Origin of the sequence: Parabacteroides sp. AT13 (assembly GCF_002272965.1) — a bacterium.
Taxonomy (GTDB): Bacteria; Bacteroidota; Bacteroidia; order Bacteroidales; family Tannerellaceae; genus Parabacteroides; species Parabacteroides distasonis.
The window spans coordinates 1,280,587-1,301,667 of sequence record NZ_NQMH01000001.1; the positions used below are offsets into that span (position 1 = coordinate 1,280,587).

The 21,081-nt window shown below is 42.5% G+C and carries 10 protein-coding genes, 1 pseudogene and 2 riboswitches; of the genes and pseudogenes, 2 read left to right on the forward strand and 9 right to left on the reverse strand.

Annotation, left to right across the window (positions count from 1 at the left end; all coding sequences use genetic code 11):
* The first annotated feature begins 34 nt into the window (after nucleotides 1-34).
* Nucleotides 35-1,309, forward strand: a pseudogene (locus tag CI959_RS05710) (AAA family ATPase).
* A gap of 104 nt (nucleotides 1,310-1,413) precedes the next feature.
* Here the strand turns inward: CI959_RS05710 and CI959_RS05715 are convergent.
* The 7 genes from CI959_RS05715 to CI959_RS05755 all read right to left on the reverse strand — a co-directional run bounded on the left by CI959_RS05715 (nucleotide 1,414) and on the right by CI959_RS05755 (nucleotide 17,971).
* On the reverse strand, nucleotides 1,414-1,971 hold the full coding sequence (locus tag CI959_RS05715; protein WP_005859673.1) for a DUF2284 domain-containing protein: 558 nt from the start codon (nucleotides 1,969-1,971) through the stop codon (nucleotides 1,414-1,416).
* A 342-nt stretch (nucleotides 1,972-2,313) separates the two neighbouring features.
* Nucleotides 2,314-3,597, reverse strand: coding sequence for an Ig-like domain-containing protein (locus CI959_RS05725; RefSeq protein WP_005859675.1), 1,284 nt, complete (start codon nucleotides 3,595-3,597; stop codon nucleotides 2,314-2,316).
* Between the two features lie 31 nt (nucleotides 3,598-3,628).
* On the reverse strand, nucleotides 3,629-8,581 hold the full coding sequence (locus CI959_RS05730) for a DUF5074 domain-containing protein (protein WP_005859676.1): 4,953 nt from the start codon (nucleotides 8,579-8,581) through the stop codon (nucleotides 3,629-3,631).
* Nucleotides 8,582-8,595: 14 nt separating this feature from the next.
* Nucleotides 8,596-10,263 (reverse strand): Ig-like domain-containing protein, encoded by a 1,668-nt coding sequence (locus CI959_RS05735; RefSeq protein ID WP_005859678.1) that lies wholly within the window; start codon nucleotides 10,261-10,263, stop codon nucleotides 8,596-8,598.
* A 199-nt stretch (nucleotides 10,264-10,462) separates the two neighbouring features.
* Nucleotides 10,463-10,667: riboswitch (cobalamin riboswitch) on the reverse strand.
* Nucleotides 10,668-11,005: 338 nt separating this feature from the next.
* Entirely contained in the window at nucleotides 11,006-12,049 is a 1,044-nt protein-coding gene (locus CI959_RS05745) for a PHP domain-containing protein (RefSeq protein ID WP_005859680.1), read from the reverse strand.
* A 148-nt stretch (nucleotides 12,050-12,197) separates the two neighbouring features.
* Nucleotides 12,198-16,286 carry a DUF5074 domain-containing protein gene (locus tag CI959_RS05750; protein WP_005859682.1) on the reverse strand — a complete coding sequence of 1,363 codons (4,089 nt, stop codon included), beginning with the start codon at nucleotides 16,284-16,286 and terminating at the stop codon, nucleotides 12,198-12,200.
* 17 nt (nucleotides 16,287-16,303) lie between these two features.
* Nucleotides 16,304-17,971 (reverse strand): Ig-like domain-containing protein, encoded by a 1,668-nt coding sequence (locus CI959_RS05755; RefSeq protein WP_128577325.1) that lies wholly within the window; start codon nucleotides 17,969-17,971, stop codon nucleotides 16,304-16,306.
* A gap of 206 nt (nucleotides 17,972-18,177) precedes the next feature.
* Nucleotides 18,178-18,382: riboswitch (cobalamin riboswitch) on the reverse strand.
* Between the two features lie 170 nt (nucleotides 18,383-18,552).
* Between CI959_RS05755 and fldA the strand changes: the two genes are divergently transcribed.
* Complete coding sequence (fldA, locus tag CI959_RS05760) at nucleotides 18,553-19,062, forward strand: flavodoxin FldA (protein WP_005859688.1); 510 nt, start codon at nucleotides 18,553-18,555, stop codon at nucleotides 19,060-19,062.
* 114 nt (nucleotides 19,063-19,176) lie between these two features.
* Here the strand turns inward: fldA and CI959_RS05765 are convergent, their stop codons facing one another.
* Nucleotides 19,177-20,250, reverse strand: a complete 1,074-nt coding sequence (locus CI959_RS05765; RefSeq protein ID WP_005859690.1) for a PepSY domain-containing protein — start codon at nucleotides 20,248-20,250, stop codon at nucleotides 19,177-19,179.
* Complete coding sequence (locus CI959_RS05770) at nucleotides 20,247-21,077, reverse strand: alpha/beta hydrolase (protein WP_005859692.1); 831 nt, start codon at nucleotides 21,075-21,077, stop codon at nucleotides 20,247-20,249. The genes CI959_RS05765 and CI959_RS05770 overlap by 4 nt, the downstream gene beginning before the upstream one ends.
* Nucleotides 21,078-21,081: the final 4 nt, after the last annotated feature.

The following is a 21,081-nucleotide window of genomic DNA, read 5'->3' on the forward strand; positions in this document are numbered from 1 at the left end:
CGTAATATTGTGTAATTAGGAAAAAAGAAATGTCATGGCACAAATAACGATTCCTTATGCGGTAGCGGATTTTATATTTACGGGAGCGTAAATTCTATTATGTGGATAAAACGAACTTTATCCCCAGATTGGAGAATTATAATGCCCCGGTCTTCCTGCGTCCCCGTCGTTTCGGGAAAAGCCTACTCGTATCCACTCTTGCCTGTTACTACGATCGCACCAAGGCCGATCGCTTCGAAGAATTGTTCGGCGGCACTTGGATCGGGGAATACCCAACGGAGGAACATAGCCGCTACATGGTCGTGCGTTATGGCTTCTCCGCTATGGTCATGGCCAATGACATGGAAGGGTTGGAGCGGAATTTCAACCTCTTGAACTGTTCTCCAGTAGAAATCATGGTAACACACAACCGGGACTTATTCCAAGACTTCCAGTTTACCACCAAAGGCAATGCCTCCCAAATGCTGGAGGAGGCTTTGGGGTACGCCCGCGAGCATGGCCTTCCAAAAGTATATATCTTGATCGATGAGTACGATAATTTCACCAACCAATTATTGACCGCCTACAAGGACCCACTGTATGAGCAAATAACCACGAAGGATAGTTTCCTGCGTACCTTCTTCAAGGTTATAAAGAAACGACGAGTTGCCGTATAACGTTCCCGACCTATCCAGTAAGCTCAATAAGAAGAAGTTCTTCGATAAGACCTTTTATCCTGTCAGCCTCTTCTATCTGGGTATGACTACGCTACGTAACAATTATCGCATGGTAGCCCAACCTCACGATGCGCAGTATCTACATGGACTATTATAACGAGACGAACCATATAGAAGGTGGTGCCCCCCGTTATGTACCCACCTACGAACGCTTCACGGAAGACCGCTGTTTCGAGCCGTTGGTGCAAAACTATTTCGAGCAGTATCTCGGGCAGTTCCCGGCGTAGGTGTTCGACAAGATCAACGAGAACTTTATCCGTTGCTCCTTCTTCGAGCTTTGCTCCCGCTACCTAAGCAGCTATTATACGTTCGCCATCGAGCAGAACAACTCCGTAGGCTGTTCCAATTTCGAAATGACCGGCATACCCGGCACAAACTATTATAAAGATGACCGATTGGTGGAATTCAAGTATTTCAAGGCGAAAGAGGCCGAACACATGCTGGCGCTAAACGATCCCCGCCCCGAGGACGTGGCGCAAGTACGTGCTTACGCCAAGGATACCAAACAGAAATTCCCTGTATATAATGTACGCTCGTACATTGTATATATCTGCGCTAATAAAGGATGGAAATGCTGGGAGGTTACCGAATAAAGCCTAGCCGTGCCACTCCTCCATTTCACGGAGTTAACTTCATCGGTAAAGTAAGTTAACTCCATCGACAAAGTAAGTTAACTTAAATGGCAAAGTAAGTTAACTTACCAAATCGGGGTTTCCCAATCATATAAGAATCCACTAACCAAAAGTAAATATTCCGGCAAATTCCGATTCTCGGACCACTTCATCTCTATACCGAACAACTCCGAGGTAGTACGTCCCAGATCGAACCCACAGGCCTCAAGGGAACGACGAATCCGCAAGGGGTAGCGGCAAGCCTTACCAGATCTACGTGTACACTCTTCCCAAGGGCAAAGTATACAACTACCGGCATAAAACGCCCGCCCATTATATTCCTCCTCCAACGCAAGAAGACGTTTATCCAATCGGCTCCTTTCCCTATGCATCAACTCTTGCCCCGCTTCCACCGCATCCGGCACATCCAATACGACAGGAGTAATCCGCGTACAAACAATCAATAGATTCCGAAAACCGGATAAATAGTCCTCCGAATCATTAAAAGGCGGACAACTCCAACAGTTTCCATACCTACGGCACTCCCGGCAATAGGCCATGAAACGCCGCTCATCCCGATAACGTAAGATATAATCATCCACAGGGATGGTTCTTGTATAATCGTAACTTTTATATTCGATCATATGAAAAGAAAATTTTCTTGTAAAGAAATAAAAAAATCAGCAACTACATACATTATAATACAGGGAACACAGTACAGCTACACGTGAAGCTTTCAATGAAAAAACAATGGCATGGTATTATGGTGGTATACTCCGGGATCGTCGCAAAGAACGCAAATTAATCCAAAAGCTAGCTTGTAGTTCGATAAAAGATATATGATCTTACCATTATAAGATGTATGATCTTACCGTTGTAAGATGTATAATCTTATCGCCGTAAGATCATACATCTTTCACGGAATCTGTAACGCTAGAGTACTCTCAAGAGCAAGAGAGAGCACTCTAGCGAAATCAAGAGATGATTTACTTCACAACAAACTTAACAGAGACTTTCTCTGTACCTTTTACCGCTGTAAAGCCATAAACACCTTTATTCAAGTTTACTGTTTTCACGTCATCAGAAGAGGTGATCACATAAGTAGATACTACAGAACCTGCGGTGTTCGTGATGTAACCGGTATAACCGGCTAGATCTTTTACACGCAAGGTATTGTCGGAATAAGAGATGTTTGCGGTTGCGGCCGCTGATTTCGTGGCTGTACCGGTTACGGTTACTTTACAGTACGTGTTATATTTACCATTAGCTGTAATTAATTTGATTTCAGTTGTACCCGGAGCTACAGCCGTAACTTTACCCGTTTGGTCAACTGTCGCAACAGCAGTATTCTTAGAAGACCATACCGCACCAGTCAAAGAAGCATAAGTAGATTGTACAGATGCTGTTAATTGTTCCGTTACGTTTCCACTTAAGGATATGGCTTTCTTATTAAGCCAAATGATAGGAGTTGCCGCTACTAAATTATCACCCGGTTCTGTTCCCGATGTCGTTCCCATAAAACTATTCCAGCTCCAAGCATCCCAAGTACCATTCTGGACTTTTCGGCTTGATGCCCCGTATCCGGAATAAGAGAAATCTTGAGTATAGGAATCACGAACGAAATAACTCCAATAACCGGAATACCAACCAGCGAACCAATGAACATTTGATGCTGTTGAAGCTGTCCAATAGTCATAATCATAATATGGACCACCTGAAATATTTGCATCAAAAGGATGATAAATCACGCCATCATCTTCACCCTCCGAAATTGCGGTAGCAGCCATTTCCTCTGTAGTCTCTTTATCATAAGGATATTTGAATTTAGCACTTGCTCCCTCATAATCAAAGGTCACCTCTACATCACTCCTAAATTCGCTATATCCAATACCATTAATCGTTGATCCCATCCAACCGGTGTATTGCACTAAACCGATCAAACGAGGATCCGCTTTCATTACTGCCTCAAATAGGCTCAATCCAGAAATAGTATCTACATCAGCAGACCACCGATATCCCCAAACCATATTATCTGGTACAGTTTTATTCGTGTCATGCCAAGTCAAAACTATAGCCGCACGGTTTTCACCATCACCTACCCAGAAATCAATACTGTCAAAAGAAAAAGTACGGTTACTCCTTGCGGACATCAAAGCCGCTTTCTGTTTTTCCGCCGGTAAATCCGAACGTAACACACCTTGTACCATACGCTGTGCGCTGATACTTCCCGCCATTAAGATTAATGCGAGAAAAAGATAAAGCTTTTTCATGCTCATCAATGTTTAATTTGTTAATACATTATTATTTAACAACGATCGTCTTGCTCATCCGATCATTATCTTTTACCACTACTATAATATAAGCACCTCTTGAATATTGGATTGGATGAGACTCGTTAATTCCCGATATCTTAAAAAGATCCAATATAGCGCCATTCATATTTACAATATAGCAAGAATAACCTTCCAGATTATTCAAATGCAATCGACCTTCATAGTAATAAATCATCGCTTCACCAACACCGATAGCCTCATTAGCCACCGGACCGGATGTGGAGAATGGCTCACTATAGAATGTTCCTAATATCTCTTGCCTACCATCACCTTCCTTGATAGCTGTAACTTTTACGATATATTCTGAACTTCCATCTAATTCAGGAATAGAGACCTTGATCTTTTCTTGTTCCCCAGAACGAAGCTCACTCATCAAGCCAGTAAGGATATTACCCTCTGCATCAACCGTGTAAACACCAAATAATACAGGTATCTCATTTACGTACTTATAAACAGACACCTCGTAGAAAGTAGCCTCCGGAACTTTCGGGAATGTTAATATAGCCGTAGAGTCTTTTACTTCAACCACAGGTTTTTCCAAATCCGGATCTATTACCGTTACTTCACAAGTAGCGGTATAACCACCTTCATCTGTTGTCACCGTAATTGTAGCTACACCGGCGATACCAGCCTTAACCGTACCGTCGTTAGTTACTGTGGCTACCGTGGCATCCGAAGAACTCCAAGTTACTGATTTATTAATCGCACTGGATGGAGATACCACCGCTGCTAATACAGCCTCCTCACCTTTATTCAAAGACAAAGAAGACGCATTTAGGCTAACACCCGTAACATTTGCCCCCGGTTTTTCCGGTTCCGCAGAAACAATCACTTTACAAGTAGCTGTATAGCCTCCATCAAGCGTAGTCGCCGTGATCGTAGCCGTACCCTCACTACTTGCCAACACATTGCCATCTTTATCTACATCCGCAACAAATCGATTATCACTTGACCAATTCACCGTTTTTGTTTTTGCGTCACTTGGTGTTACAGCAGCCACCAATTGTACCGCATGGCCGACTGTTAACTCTAAGCGATCCTGATTCAAAGAGACTCCCGTTACTTTCACGATCCCTTTACCTACAGAAAGTGTACAAGCCGCAACAAAACCACCTGTATCAGAGCTTACACGAATAACGGTTTCTCCATCTCCTAATGCCAGAATCTCACCCGTCTTCGGATCAACCGAAGCACAAGCCTCATTACTACTAGACCAAGTAACGGATTCATCTATCTCTCCTTTAAAATCGGGATCTTTTAGAAGGGTATAAGCTAGTTTAAACGACTCTCCTATAGCGGCAACTCTCTGAGAAGCCTCTAATACAATACCCAAAACCCCTTTACTTTTGTCCGTTACATGAACGAACATCTCGTCTTCATATCCATAAGTCGTATAGGTTAGTGTCAATTTAGAAGTTCCCACTTTTTTCACATTATATTTAGTACGAGATTCTTGTTCTAATACCTCAGGATTGCTTGATTCGAATTCTATGCTACGAATCGCAGGTACAGACCCAAACAGCACAGATGCATTAGTAGGATTAAAATTAATTTTCAACATATTAAGTAAAGCATCTCGGTCAAATGTCGACACAGAAATATCTATTGACAAATCTTTAGGTTCAACAGAAAAGCCCTTTAACGGAACATCTCCATCCACATGGACTGTACATTTATCAGAAGCTTGACCATCTTCACTTTGCGCAGTTATTTCATATACACCGATAAAATTACTACTACCAATTCCATCTTTTATATTAAAACCAGAAGACGAAACCTTCCATGTTATAGATTTAAAATCCGCATTTTCAGGGAGAACAGAAACTTGATCTAAAAGATTCAAAGATTCATTCACTTTAATGGTAAATTCCTTTTGCTTAAACTTCACCTCTGTAACAGGCTGACTACCTACACATACGACACATTCTCCCTTAAAAGCAGACCCATTACTTCCATCAGAGAGATAAGCCTTTACGATTGTTTTTCCAGAGCCAACAGCAGTAACCAAACCAGATTTATCAACTGTTGCTATAGATTCGTCCGCAGAAGAATAAAGTATGTCCTTTTCTGCCTGCTCTACCTCTGTAAGTGACCCATAATCAACAGTCGGTTTAATCTGATATTTTTCACCCTGCTTTAAGAAACAAGTATTTTCCTCAAGCACCAAAGATGTAGCCCACTTAGATACAAGAACTTCACACTGAATTGGATCTCCAAAAGCCTGACCTGTTTCAACACCTGTTATAGTTGCGGAAAGAATAGCCTTTCCGTAAGCGTTGGAAGGAGTTGCTCGTAATACTATTTCTGTATTACTTACAGATTTGACAGTCCAACTCAATGTACCTTCTTGACTTTCAATTTTTACATTTTCTTTTTTTATTTCAAGAGTATTTGAGATAGCCGGATAAAATGAGATGGGTATTTTTAAACTACTACCAGCTTTTTTAAAACCATTAACCCTATTCGTGAATGCCACCTTCTCTACCTTAAAAGAACAAGAGACTTCACATGAGGCAGAAACTTTTCCATCTTCTGATTGTGCAGTAATAGTAGCAGTACCAGCTCCACAGACAGTAATAACCCCATCTTCCACCGTAAATAAAGATTTATCAGAACTACTCCATTTAATTGTTTTATCCGTAGCATTTTCCGGATAAGATTTTGCAATTAATGTGGTACGTTTATTCACCTCCAATTGAATAGGAGTACCCTCTTGAAGTTCTTCACCTGATTCACCAAACAATTTTATCTCAGTCATAGCCACAAATGGCCTCACGGTTACAAGACATTTTGTGACAGATAATTCCTGCCCTGTTACTGTCGATTTTATTTTGCCACTAAGCTCTGTGGTTCCTTCCGTATATGCAAAAATCATTGGATGAGGAGATCCAGGAATCGTACTCGCTCCTACTTTAGCAACCTTTTCGTTAGAAGATATCCATTCTATTTCTTCCGTAGCACTCTCTACGCCATTACTCAAAGCGATCAAACTTTTAGATTCATTCTCATACATTTCAACCGTAGGAGTCTGTAATATCATTGCAGGACGTTTAACTGTTACAATACAAACATCGGACATTTCCGGACGAGTCTTACTTGTCGCACGAATCTCTGCCGTTCCATAAGCAACACTTGTTACTATTCCATCATTTGACACGTTAATTATTTCAGGGTGAGAAGAACTCCAGCTAGCCTGTTCCCCTGCTAACCCACTAATAGTCAAAGCCAAGGATTTACCTTTACCATCCAGCGTGATCTCCTTTTCTTTAAACTCAAAAGGAGCTGTTGATGAAGTTGTTAATTTCACCAGTACATCTTTATTTACCAGTTTTCCATTTGAATTAAAACTCAATTTAAGTTGTATTTCCTTGGCTTCTTGAACTTCCTCCACAATCGGAGCAATTGTCAATGTGTTATTTATCACCTCCGCACTAATTAGTTCCGGATTCGGATTCACAATCGTAGTAACAACCGCTGAAATCATATTATCACCATCTTCTATAATCTCATCCATTGATTTACTATACTTCGTATTTTCAGCGGAAAACGTAATTTCGCTAGGTAAACCGTCTGTGATTGTCGGAGCCATGTTATCCGGGAACACAGGCAAAGCAGGGAACCAATAATTCACTTTCTCATAAGGATAGCGACCTACCATTGTTCCGTTCGTATCCCCTCTTCCGTCTGTTTTAATTACCGCTAATTCATGTTCCGGGTTTAAGAATTCATGATAAAGGAAACAATACATATTATCATCCACCGGATCAATACGGAATCCCGTACCATAAAGACGCCAATCTCCTTTATCTAGCTTTGTAAAGTCGAATACTTGATAAAAAGAATCCTTATCTATGTCATAACAGAAAATCTTATATCCCGTGAACCAACTACCGGAGCCTTGTCCTTTCCAATAGATCTTATTCTCTTTCGTACTGGCACAGAAACCATCGGCGGTCCATGCATACCAAGAGTTGGGAATCTCCTCAATACCATCCGTTGTTGGTATATCTACCTTTTGCGTTGTTAACGTATATGGATTCACTTTCCACATATAAGGCATTGTCGCTCCGGTACCAGTTAACTCGAATGTCACGCTAGCCCATAAATTACCATCTTTAGAAAGCACGATAGAGCCCAAGCCATGATTACTATCCTCCTCGGGCTTCAATATCGTATTGATAACTTTATCTTCTTTCGGATCGATCACCAACAATCCTTTCGTTTGATGTACCGCAAATACATATTTTCCAACACGGATCATGGTTCCAATCTGTGAATGATACAAATCGCTGGAAGAAATTCCCGTCGTTCCTTCGATTGCGCTGGCCTCTATAGACATCTGGTTTTCATCATATTTTCCGGTCTTTTCATCGTATCCTGTATGAAAAACATAAATACCATTACTCGTTCCGATATAACCTTTCGTCAGATCCACTCCTAAAAAAGAACGTCCATCAGCTCCTGCGCTGTTGATCGTCTGGAATTCCTTCTTCACTTGCATCGTTTTCGCGTCAATTACCGCTAAGCGACTTCCCTCTACAGATGCCGCACCATCTTTTGATTGCTTGGACACGATATACAACAAATCCCCATAAATCGTACCGAACTGGCTCGTACATCCCAATTCATGTCCCGGATTCTCTTTTTGGAACGCATTATACGTCCAAGTCCCATCCTCCGAGAGGAAGTTCACCGAGCTATTCTGGTGCCCGTACCAATCCTCGTTTACGATAAAGGTACCTTTCGTGTAATCCACGCTTCCATTGGATCGAAGCATCGAGGCTCGTGCCTGCGAACTGGGTAATTCCGGTAATTGCAGTTTCTGTTTCTCTATCGGATTCAGATCCCGCGAACCGGTTTGGCCGACTACCGACAGAGCCGATAGCAAACAGGCCATACTTAAGTAAAGTGTTCGTCTCATGTTAATGAATTTAATTATTGAGTAATATGAATCTTAAATATTTTTTTATCGCCATCCTTTTCGCCTATCAATAGATAATTCCCGGATGGAAGAGATATTGAATGAAGTTCCTCCCGAACTTGAATCACAAAACGTTCCAGTATTTTCCCGTTTATCTGCATTAAATAGATTTGATATCCGGCTAAATGCTCAAAGCGCAACGCTCCATTCTGATAGGAAACCTTTGGGATAACGGGAGCCATAGTCTCATTGCTCACCGGATCAGAAGATTTTTCTACCATATAGGTATCGATCACGTCCAAGCCATTCATGACTTGGATCTCTATCCGATAAGCGTCATCCCTCCCTAGGTTCTTCAGTGGGACGGATATAGTGCCGGAAGTAGCCCGTAAGCCTTTCGTCAGTAGTTCAGTAATGATATTGCCTTCCGCATCCGCTACGTAAGTGCCTATCTTTTTATAACTTCCATTCTCATATCTGTAGACACGAACCTCATAGGAGGTGGCTTCCTCCACTTTAGGGAATGAGATAACCGCCCCGGTCCCTTCAAAATCGATCTCAGGAGTAACCGTCTCCGTTACCGTCACCTCGCAAACAGCGGTATATCCGCCATCTACTGATCGGGCTGTTATTTTCACCACACCGGGCTTGGCACCTGTTACGACCCCATCTTCTACCGTTGCTATACCTGTATCGGAACTACTCCAAGTAACCTGCTTATTATCAGCGTTTACAGGAGAGATACTAGCTGCAAGGATTGCATTTGCTCCTGCTTGTAAACGCAAAGAAGACTTATTGAGAGAAATGGATGTTACGTGTATCACCGGGATCTCGGGTTCATCCCCTCCACCTCCAGAGGGTATTGTCGCAGCGACAAAGACATCCCCGGGCTGAGTCCCTTCTGATGTATTCATATTTCCATTCCAGCTCCACGCATCCCAACAACCATCCGTCAATACACGGCTTGTAGCACCTAAACCAGAATAGCTAAAATTAGAGGTTTGACTACTTCTCACAAAATAACTCCAATAGCCATAATACCAACCGGCTTGCCAATGAATGCCATTGCTACAACTCCAATGGTCATAGTCATAAGATGGATATCCATATCTTTCCGCATTTATCGGGTGATAGATAACCCCGGTTTGTACGCCTTGTCGAATAGCCGCCGCTACGTCCCCCGCCGGATTTTCAGGAAAACCAGTCTGCCCCAACAAAGGATTCGTAATGGGAGGTTCAAATTTGAAAGCATTCTTCGGTTCATTCTTGGCCCCATCCAAATCATATCGAACGTCCAGATTATCCCCATATCCAATACCATCAATCGTATAACCCATCCAACCCGTATATTGGGTTAATAAAAGAAGTTTCGGATCGGCCTTCGCTATCGCCACGATCATATCGTGTCCGGTAGCCTCGCCATCCCAGCGATATCCCCAAACCATAGCATCCGGTCGATTCCCATCATGCCATTCGATCACTAAAGCGGCTCTCTTGCTGCCGCTTCCTACCCAAAACTGGATGTCGTCAAAAGAAAAGCTGGCGTCAGCCCTTAACTGGGACTTTGTTTTCGCCAGCACATTCGGAGCCGAGGGATGTGGTTGCCCTTGAACCAATCCTTGCGCCGAAAGACCTACTACACACAAAGCCATTACAAAGAAAAGAGATAGAATTTTTCTCATAAGCTTTTATATTAAATGTAAAACTCCAAAAAACGATCAAGAGGGAATATAAAAGAAAGATCAAATAATCATGAATATTTCCATAGTCCGGGAGGTACTAAGTCACGATTCACCCGATCAATCCTTCATGTAAAGCAATATTCACTTCGTATATTTCCCCTTTTTGAATCCTACGCTAAACCCCGGTAGCGTAAAATCGCGGCGGTTATCCGGCATTGGCAGGTCTTCTGACTTACTCCACTTTAGAACTTCCTTCCCGTTCCTTCCGGAAACAGTGGCAATGAGTTGATGTCTAAAGCTTTTTTGGAGCTTACAGCAGCGGGACTGTCCAGGTTTCTCACCTGATTCCCTTTTAATCGCCGTACCCTGAATAAAGTAGGCGAACCAATACGGCAGCAAATTTATGAAAAACAATTCAAAATATACACAATATTATTAAATGCTTTTTTTTGACTATACTGCATATTGTATAAACTAAAAAATAAGGACGAGGGAAATACCGACTACTATCCATAAAAAATGCGGTTACTATCAATAGTAATCCGATTTAATATAGATACCCACATGATCAGTTCGGATGAAAACAGGGGAGATCGATGAGCGTGCTACCGCCAGAGGATTGTCGGAAGCACTAGAGAAATTACGGATCGAAAAGTTTAGCCCTTCCGAGAAATTTATATCTAGTTGTAGAGACGTAATATGCCGCATTAGGGCCCGGTCTCTGAGCTGGATGAAAATTGACTCATACCGAAAAATCATCGAAATAAATCGATAGGTTCTTATTCCTGCCGATAAAACAGTTTTTCATTATCCAACTATTTTCCTTAGGATTCATCATTATAATCGTTTTTCTTTCCGGGAGCAGGTATAAATTGTTTTCGCAATATATAATGAAAGGAATATCAGATATATTGGTTACCTCCAAACACGTATTCCTCATTCGCTTAACCCGGATACAGGCCTTGACCAATGGGGCCAAGTATTTTTCTTCTCCCGCGATTTTCCCATCGAATAACGCGGCCGTACGACCGGCAAACAATGCCTCCCGTATCCCTTTCTCGCTTCTCTCTTCCGAGAATACCAGCGTCATGGGCCGTAGCCCTTTCCTGTATATCCCGGAAAGAACACAATGAGCGTCGCTACTTGCCATAAACGCTTTCTTAAAAGAGAAGCACCATCCAAATGCAATCGGGTAAAAGTCCTTGTAAGACATGACTTCTATACCGTCGATCATGTTCTCTTGAATCAGTTTTTCATGTATGGGATATAAAGTGGCCTTATGATCCGGCCAGCCGGGATGATTCCACACAATAAATGCCCCTTGCCTTTTTGCCTCGGCAATAGATTCCACAGGATTTTCTTTCTCCATAAGATTGACATCTTGTACGAACAAGGCGTTTAGGTGCCCCAAGGGCTTGGAACGTGTTATTTCCGCTCCGGGAATCACGATAAAGTCCATGTCGTCAGCGGCTTTTTTAGCGATTTTGTAAGATTCGTTTAAATCTCCTTTCAAAATAACCTTGTTGATCCGGTGCTCGATATGGTCAGTGATCGCTATCGCATCCAATCCCTCCTGCCAAGCCTCATATATCCGGGCATCGGGCCATACCAAGCCGTCGGAGAATACCGTATGGGTATGAAAGTCACATTTTAACGTCTCGTAATTACTGAATCCCGGAATCTCGATCCGGTCTCTTATAAACAAGTGATCGATATGCGTTAGCTCGTAAACATCCTCTTCCTCAGAGGTTTCGTCCGGCAATGCGGGAACTATGAATCTTTTCATGCTTAAAATTGCTCAATAACGGGGTACTAAGATAGAAATAAACAACAAAATTTTCTCATAAGCTAATTAATTTAAAATGTCATTCATATCACATTGTTATAACGATAGGAAGGAGAGCCTTTTGACTCTCCTTCACCTTGTTTCGATATTACTTGATTACGAACTTCCTCGTTATCCGATCATTGCCATTGATGGCAGTGATGATATAAGATCCTTTGGAAAAACTCATCAAACGGCTCTCATTCAAATCGGTCACCTCAAAAGCATCCAATACCGTACCGTTGAATCCTACGATATAGCAACGATAGCCTTCCAGATTATTCAAATGCAGGTAGCCAGCGTAATAATAGATACGAGCCTCACCCGCACCTATCGTCTCATTGCCGACCGTACCGGAAGAGGTAGAGAAAGGCTCACTATAGAATGTGCCGACAACCTCTTTCTTGCTGTCTTTCTCTTTAACGGCAGTGATCTTCACGATATAATCCGAATCTTCATCCAAATCCAGCAAGGATATAGCGATCCTATCCGGCGTACCCGAACGCAAGTCGCTTCGCAAGCCCGTGATGATATTCCCATCCGCATCCATCGTGTAAACGCTGAACAATACGGGAACCTCATTCACATATTTATATACGGACACCTCATAGAAGGTTGCATCCGGTACTTTCGGGAAGGTCAGCGTAGCCGTGGAATCAGCGGCCTCAACCACAGGTTTATCCAAATCCGGGTCGGTTACCGTTACCTCGCAAGTGGCCGTATAACCGCCGTCATCTGTTGTTACGGTTATCGTAGCGACACCGGCAATTCCGGCGGTAACCGTACCATCGTCGGCTACCGAAGCGACAGAAATATCCGAGCTACCCCATGACACGGATTTATTTTCCGCATTTGCAGGAGTGACAATCGCAGCTAAAACAGCCGTCTCGCCCTTATCTAAAGACAAAGAAGAAGCATTTAAAGAAACCCCTGTAACTGAAGAGGAAGGAGCCTCCGTAACCGGAACTACCGTTACATCACAATAGGCAGGGATATCTCCGTAATTCGTATATACCCAAATGCGAGTAGAACCTTCTGAAATAGCGGTCACTACACCGTCCACAACGGTAGCGATCTCCTTATTATCACTTTTCCAATAAACTGTTTGATCCACTTCTTCCGGATTCTCTACGGTTGGTTTTACTTTAACTGTCGGAGTTAACGTTATCGTACGACCTAGTTCTATCGTAGCTTGATTCTTATTCAACGTTACAGTATCTATATCACATACGACATGGACTAAACAAGAATCGACAAACTTGCCATTTTCCATATTCGCATAGACCCAAGTAGAGCCCGCCTTTTCTCCACGAATACGTCCATCATAATAAATATATAATATATCTTCATCAGCGGCCGTTATATCGGGCATTGTCTGAGATGCGTCATCAGGCGCATAAATCCATTCTAAGCGACCAGACTTCGAGATATCGATTGTCATCTCATGCTGTTTTAATTCAAAAGATTCCACATGGATTGAATCAACGATTATTACGCAAGTATCGGTTATTCCTCCGTATTTTGAAGTAACGACGACATTTGATTTACCCGGACGAACGAAAGAAACCTTGCCATCGCTAGACACGCGCACGGGGCTCATACTGGTAGACTTCCATGTCAGTTCTTGGAATGTAGCATCCCCCGGATTAATAGTTGCGGTCAATTGAGCGAAAGTGTTCGGTTTCTGGCAAATCGTATCTTTATCCAATTGGATGCTCGTTACAGGAATCTCAACCGCAACTTTACAAGTCGCTTTTACATCCGCACCACTTAACGGAGACACCGTAATGATTGCCTCACCATATTTTTTTGCGGTCAATACACCATTCTTATCAACCGTAACAACATCCGGCGTATCAGAAACATACTTCATTGGTACGGCACCTATCGAATCTGGTGTTGTCGTTATCGTCAATTGCTGCGTGTTACCCGGTTTCATAGAAACAAATGTCAAATCCAATTTAACCGCATCCGGCCATTGTACACAATTCACTTTACATTCCGCAGTTTTCGATCCATCCTCCGTAGTCACCGTAATGGTAGCTTCACCTGCTTTAATAGCCGTAATTAAGCCTTTCTCTGAAACCGTGACAATATCCTCATTCGAAGATTTCCAACTAACAACCGTATTTGTAGGCTTAGCAGGTATAAACGTAGGTTTCAATGTATAAGTATGTTGCTTTCCATTCGAATTCGTATTTAGGGATATTGATTTCGGTAAACTCACGGATTGAATATTGGCTAGAACCTTGATAACACAGCTATCCATTTTGGATGAATCTGCACTCATAACCTTAATAACAGCTAGTCCATCCGCAAAAGCCGTAACCAATCCCTTATTATTCACATGAGCGACCTTTGTGTTCGAGGAGTTCCAAAGCAATTCAGGTAGAACCGCTCCTTCAGGATGTAATTTAACTTTTAACTGGAGTGTACCATCACGCTGTACACGGGTCGTATCACTCTCGACATCTAAAGTCAAACTTTGGACTGAAAGAGAAACATTTACAAGACAAGTGTCCTTCTCATTACCTGCTGACACGATAATTTTGGCAGAACCTTGAGCAACAGCGGTTATTTCTCCATTTACCACACTCGCCACATTGCTGTTCGAAGAAGTCCATACGGCAGAAACACCTTCGGGAACAGTCACCTTTAATGTGGATTTTTCACCCACATTCAGAGATAACTCATGCTTATCTAAATAAACTGCTTTTCCTTTCACCGTCACTTTCAAATCCTTTGTGACAATCTTTCCATTCGAATCGAAATTAACGGAGACGGTAGCTTCTCCTGTTTGATCCGGCTTCAATGTTAGAGTCAGATTATCACCTAAAATAGATGCAGATAACAGACTCTCATTCGATACTGATTTAACGGATTTATAGATAGCTTCAGCTATATTGTCTTTATCCGTAGCCATATCTTTTAAAGATACAGTTATAGGCGCATCATTAATACCAGCCTCTATCGAAGTAAAATCTTTAACAACCGGAGCCTCATTATCAGGGAAGATATGCATGGCAGGGAACCAATAGCTGGGTTCTAGCGGATAACACCCTAATTGACGGCCAGTTTTAGCATCTACAACATATTGCCAATAGTTTATAGAGCCAAAATTCTCAAAAGCGGAAATATACAATTTGTCATCTGGACTTACACGTAAACCGGCACCCACATACAATACGCGTCCCTTCTCCGGAATGGTATAAAACGGTTTATCCATAGAAGAAGGATTACCGATCTCATAACGATAAATCTCATTACCACTGCTAAAACCACCTCCCTTTGTCCAATAAATAGCATTTTCTTGCGCACTTGCACAAAGAACACCCGCAGTCCAAGCATACCATGAATCCGGTATAGTCAAGCCATCGGGTAATGATAGATAAGTTTCTTCCAAAGTCTCCGGATCAATACATAACAGGCGTGATCCAGCACCTACCCAAACACTGCCATCCTTACTTTGTGTCAAAGTGCTGAAACTTCCTTCTATCAATTTGATAATCTCATGTTTTAGAGGATCTATCACTAAAACGCCTTTACTTTGCTGAACCGCAAACACATATGTTTTTGTCCGGACCATCATTCCTACTTGACCATTATAAAGTCCCCCGGAATTTGAGGCACCTTTCAATTGGTCTCCAACCGTCAAGTTCTTTATATCAAACAAAAAAATACCGTTTGAAGCGCCAATATAGCCAACAGAGTCATTCACGCCTAAAAAAGCACGCCCATCGCCTCCGCCTATATCCGTAAATTGAGCTTTCACTTTCATTGTCTTGGCATCCACCACATTCAGGCGACCTCCTTCAATACTGGCTCCACCATCCTTTGGCTGTTTAGAAGTAATAAACATATTATCTCCAAAAATAGTACCAAACTGAGATGTACAACCTAATTCTTTACCAGGGTTTGCTGTCTGGAAAATCCTATAAGCAAAATCACCAGAAGAAGTCATAAAATTAATAGTACTGTTGTTATGACCAAACCAGTCCTCGTTCAAAATAAAGACTCCCTGTGTATAATCTACGTTTTCACTTGAACGTAGTAGCGTGACTCGGCTTTGCGAAGCCGGAAGTTCAGGCAATTGCAGTTTCTGCTTCTCTATCGGATTCAGCCCCCGCAAACCGGTTTGCCCCACAGCCGAAAAGGCCGATAGTAAGCAAACCATACTTAAGTAAAGTGTTCTTTTCATGTAAATGAATTTAATTATTAATTAATACGGAATTTAAAGACCTTCCGGCCTCCATCCTTTTCTCCTGTCAACAGATAATTCCCGGGGGGAAGCGATATAGGATAAAGTTCGTGGGGAACTCGAGCTATAAAGGTTCTCAATATTTTTCCTTCCATTGTCATTAAATAAAAATGATATCCATCCAAATGCTCCAAAGACAATGTCCCATTTTGATAAATTACCCGACTACCACTTGCGGATAAATATTCATTACTTACTGGATTCGATATTTTTTCTACTGTATAGGTATCTATTATATCCAATCCATTCAGCACCTGTATCTCTATCGTATAAACACCGTCTATGTCTAAATTTTTCAATGGAACCAAAATTGTCCCAGAAGAGCCTTGTAAGCTCACCGCTCTTAATTCTGTGATTATATTACCTTCGGCATCGATTACATAAGTAGCGATTCTTTTATGACCACTATCCTCATTTCTATAAACACGAACTTCATAAGAGGTGGCTTCCTCTACTTTCGGAAAAGTTAAAACAGCATCAAGACCATTGAAATCTATTTCCGGAATAACAACTTCCGTTATCGTTACCTCGCAAACAGCGGTATATCCGCCATCTACCGATTGGGCTGTTATTTTCACCACACCGGGCTTGACACCTGTTACGACCCCATTTTCTACGGTTGCTATGCCTGTATCGGAACTACTCCAAATAACCTGCTTATTATCAGCGTTTACAGGAGAGATACTAGCTACAAGGGTTGCGTTTGCTCCTGCTTGTAAACGCAAAGAAGACTTATTGAGAGAAATGGATGTTACGTGTATCACCGGGATCTCGGGTTCATCCCCTCCACCTCCAGAGGGTATTGTCGCAGCGACAAAGACATCCCCGGGCTGAGTTCCTTCTGATGTATTCATATTTCCATTCCAGCTCCACGCATCCCAACAACCATCCGTCAATACACGGCTTGTCGCACCTAAACCAGAATAGCTAAAATTAGAGGTTTGGCTACTTCTCACAAAATAACTCCAATAGCCATAATACCAACCGGCTTGCCAATGAATGCCATTGCTACAACTCCAATAGTCATAGTCATAAGATGGATATCCATATCTTTCCGCATTTATCGGGTGATAAATAACTCCTGTTTGAACCCCTTGCCGAATGGCGGCCGCAACATCCTCTGCCGGATGCTCTGGATGAGAAGTTTGCCCCAACAGCGGATTTGTGATAGGAGGTTCAAATTTAAACGCATTTTTAGGCTCAGACTTCGCTCCCTCTAGATCATAAGAAATATTAAGTCTACTTTCACCATACCCGATTCCATCGATCGTATATCCCATCCAGCCAGTGTATTGGGTGAGCAATACCAATCGAGGATCTGCTTGAGCAATCGCCACGATCATATCATGTCCGGTTGCCTCGCCATCCCAGCGATATCCCCAAACCATGGCATCCGGGCGATTCCCATCATGCCATTCAATCACTAAAGCGGCTTTATTGCTACCGTTACCAACCCAATATTGGATGTCATCGAAAGTAAAACTGGCATCAGCTCTTAACTGAGACTCCTGCTTTGTTGAGATATTCCTTGCGGAAGGATGCGGTTGACCTTGGACCAATACTTGCGCATAGGCTCCAACTACGTAAAAAGCCATTACAAAGAAAAAAGATAAAAACTTTCTCATAAGCATAATATTAATGTAAAACTCAAAAAAACAAATACACTGAATGATATAAAAAGACATGGCTTTAACAGGTTAACACAAAATAAATTACCCATAGTTCCCCACGAACTACGGCATAACTTACCCTATCAAAATTACCTCTTTAGAACAATGTTCTCTGTATTCCATATTTGAATCATACGCTAAACCCCGGTAGCGTAAAATTGCGGCAGTTATCCGGCATTGGCAGGTCTTCTGACTTACTCCACTTTAGAACTTCCTTCCCGTTCCTTCCGGAAACAGTGGCAATGAGTTGATGTCTAAAGCTTTTTTGGAGCTTACAGCAGCGGGACTGTCCAGGTTTCTCACCTGATTCCCTTTTAATCGCCGTACCCTGAATAAAGTAGGCGAACCAATACGGCAGCAAATTTATGAAAAACAATTCAAATTATCGACAAATTCACAAAATGCTTTCTTCCCCCAACCATCACTGATCATTCGTGGGTATTCCCGACCGTCAAAATACATATTTGTAGGTATTGCCGAGACTAATAAGATATCGGATATTTGCTTTCGTTATTAAACTATAAAAACAAATAGGAATGAAGACTATAGGAATATTCTACGGCTCGTCTACAGGAACGACGGAAGGGATCGCGAAACGTATCGCAGAGAAGCTGGGTGTGGAAGACAAAGATATTCATGACGTATCTAACGCTTCTCCCGCTGATGTAGCGCCTTATGAAATCTTGTTATTGGGCTGTTCCACTTGGGGCGCCGGAGATTTGCAAGATGATTGGGATAGTTATCTAGGGAAACTGAAAAAGCTGGACTTAAGTGAGAAAACCGTCGCATTATTCGGTTGCGGAGACTCAGCCTCTTTTAGCGACACTTTCTGTGACGCCATCGGTACGATCTATTCCGACCTGCGAAATACAGGTTGCAAATTCATTGGCGCTGTAGATGCTTCGGGATATTCATTTGACAGTTCCACCGCCTGCATAAACGGTATGTTCGTCGGACTTCCTTTGGATGAAATGAATGAAGACGATCAAACAGAAGGGCGGATCGACCAGTGGTTGGCATCTATAAGGAAAGAAGGAATTGAATAGACGCACACTTTTACATACATAACTGTTTAACCTTAATATTACAACGTTTGCGTATTCAACTTGATTGGTTTAGATTTATGAAGAGGTATGTGGGTCAAACATACCTCTTTCTTTTCATCTCAGTTTCCTGAATTGTTTCTTTATCCAAAAATAATAGCCGGTTATCGCGAAGATCGTCCCCAACAAGGAAACTAAGCAAGTCAATATACGGGTAGTCATTCCCCCCCACGAGCCGACGTGTACAGAATAAATCCATCCTCTTATCTTCCCCGATTTTGGGAGATCTTTATATAATTGGACTTCCGTAATCTCACCCGTAGCAGGATCAAAGGAGTAACGGTCGCTTCCTCTCGTATTTCCATAACGGGCCGTAGAAACCGTAGCGGAGCCATCTTGGATCGTGATTGAGTTAAAGTCCGGATAATGGCTTTTCAATGCCGATAACACCTCAGCCCATTGTGTGTAATTGGAAGAAGCTGGAGCATGATGCGCTTGAGGCGGGTTTGCACTAATACCGAAGACACTATAAAAGGCATTTCGATACCAACCAAACGACCATGTTAATCCGGTTAACGCTAAGATAAGCAGGAGCAATGCCGCATAGAATCCCCCGGAGACATGTAAATCATAGAAGAAACGGAACCAACCAGCCTTGGTCTTTACTTTCAACCGGTTTCTCAATACTTTTTTATTACGGGGATACCAAATTACGATTCCACTTATAATAATAATCGCCAAGACCAAAGTCGCATAGCCAACTATTGATTTTCCCCAAGAAAAACTTCCATCCCGTTTATACTCATCAAGTAACCAACGATGAAGACGCATCATTTTCAGGAAAAAACCTTGTCCGTCATCCATCCCGGTCACCTCCCCGGTGTAGGGATCAATAAAACCTGCGGCCTTTTTCCCCGGTAATACCAGTTGATAAGTTCGTCTCGGGTCAGACGATACCCGAATACCGTTTATTCGAACCGAATCGGGTAATTGTTGGCGCGCCGATTCTATCAAGGCGGCAGGCGAGAGAGGTTCCCCTTTTACTTCCTTTACAAAATAACGGGAAGGGTAGCCTAATTCTAATATCTCTGTCTCAAAGACGAGAATCGCCCCGGTCAGGCAGACAATCGCAATAATAATGCCAAAAGGTATCGATAGCCATAAATGTACTTTCGCAAAGAATTTTCTCATTTTCCGAATAATTGTTTAATCCCGTCATATATACCCGGAACCGCTACCGTTCCATGGTTCTCGTCGGGAAATGATTTACTAAAGAAACGCAGGTTCTCCGCTTGTGGTAAAACCTCCGAAAGAAGATAACTCACTTTGTCAAGATGAATGTCCACCCGGTCCGTCCTTTTTTTAGACGCGACACCGATATACAGGCTTTTCCCTTTAAAATCCCTGCCTGCAACCAAAGCCTCCGCCTCCCGGACCAACCGCCCCTGATCCCACCACAAACTAGGGTCGACCGCTAGATAGGTATCAAATAATTCCGTATGACGAAGAAACGTATTCAAGGTGAAAAGCCCCGCATACGAATGACCGATAAGCATATTCCAGCCGTTCGTGCGATAGGCACTATCGATAGCGGGGCGAAGTTCTTCCGTAAGAAACTTACTGAAAGCCTCACTTCCCCCTCCTTGCGGAATCGCATCTATGGAGATTTTACCATCCCGTCCGGCGGCTGAAGCGGTAGGCGTAAAATCACGTGTCCGATCCGAATTTAATACCCCGACAATAATACAGGGAGGTAGATATTTACCTCTACCGGATGCCAACGTTTTCCTTATGCCTACCAGCGAATGAAAGAAAGAATCTCCATCTAGCAGGTAAACAACCGGATAGCGTTGTTTCGTATCCATATTATAATGCTCCGGCAAGTGTATCCAATAACTCCGTTCTTCTTGCAATACGGTAGAGTACAAAACCAGTTCCTTTCCTATACAAATATCCTCCTGGCTCCGCAGGGTTAGTGGGAGCAGGAGGAATATTAAAAGAATGTGAGTCCGACTCATACTT